1 protein-coding gene is annotated in these 1056 nt (G+C 44.1%); it reads left to right on the top strand.

Annotated elements, in window-relative coordinates; all coding sequences use genetic code 11:
• Positions 1-95: 95 nt before the first annotated feature.
• Positions 96-1049, top strand: coding sequence for an IS30 family transposase (locus B8983_RS13830; RefSeq protein WP_084286149.1), 954 nt, complete (start codon positions 96-98; stop codon positions 1047-1049).
• The last annotated feature ends 7 nt before the right edge of the window (positions 1050-1056 follow it).

Genomic DNA, 1056 nt, shown 5'->3' with positions numbered 1-1056 from the left:
GGTGAATTCTAATACGAAGTGCAACTTTGAACAATGAGAGGAGGCTAAGGATGATTTAGTATCTAAAGCTTCTAGACCGCCAAGTCAAAGTAGCCATGACCTATAAACACCTTAGCCAAGAAGAACGATATCAGATTTATATTTTAATGTCAGCCGGAAATAGTCAACAACAAATTGCCGAGTTGCTAGGTCGCCATAAGTCGACGATTAGTAGAGAGATTGCTCGCAATACGGGCGGTCGAGGTTATCGACCTCGACAAGCCTGTTTGTTGGCTGAGGAACGCTCCCTGGGGTCTCGTAATGCAGGGAGAATTAGCGCTGAACAGTGGTCTGAGACAGTAGATTATCTCCATGAGAAGTGGAGTCCTGAGCAAATAGCCAGCGAGGTTGGGATTAGTCATGAGACGATTTATCGTCATATTTATGCCGATAAAGCTGCTGGTGGAAGCCTTTGGAAAGCATTACGTTGTCAAAAGAAGCGTAGGAAGCGGTACGCTGGTGGTCAGGATCGCCGTGGCCAGATTATTGGCCGAAGGCCGATTAGTGAGCGGCCTGCCCATATTGAAGAGAGAGCACAGGTTGGTCATTGGGAAGGCGATACAGTGATTGGATCGAACCACAAGCAAGCTATCGTTACGCTGGTTGAGCGTAAAAGTGGCTATGCCGTTCTCAGTAAGGTAACGAATAAAACATCAGATTTAGTAGGTAATGCCATCATTAGTGAACTCAAGCCATACGCGCCACTCGTAAAAACCATGACTTTTGATAATGGAAAAGAATTTGCAGAGCATCAACGGATAGATGGTGAGCTTCAATCCACCACTTATTTTGCTGATCCCTTTGCAAGTTGGCAAAGGGGATCTAATGAAAACTTGAATGGTTTACTCAGACAGTACATCCCAAAAAAGCGACCATTATCTACAGTAACTCAAGAGGAGATTAAAATGATTCAGGACCAACTAAATAACCGACCAAGAAAAAGGTTAGGATTTAAAACACCCAACGAAGTTTTTATGCAGTCTGTAAAACGTGTTGCACTTCGTACTTGAATCCACG

It is taken from the genome of Polynucleobacter kasalickyi, from assembly GCF_900176405.1.
GTDB lineage: Bacteria > Pseudomonadota > Gammaproteobacteria > Burkholderiales > Burkholderiaceae > Polynucleobacter > Polynucleobacter kasalickyi.
The sequence above is the reverse complement of the archived record's forward strand: the minus strand, read 5'-3'. Positions and strand labels throughout refer to the sequence as shown.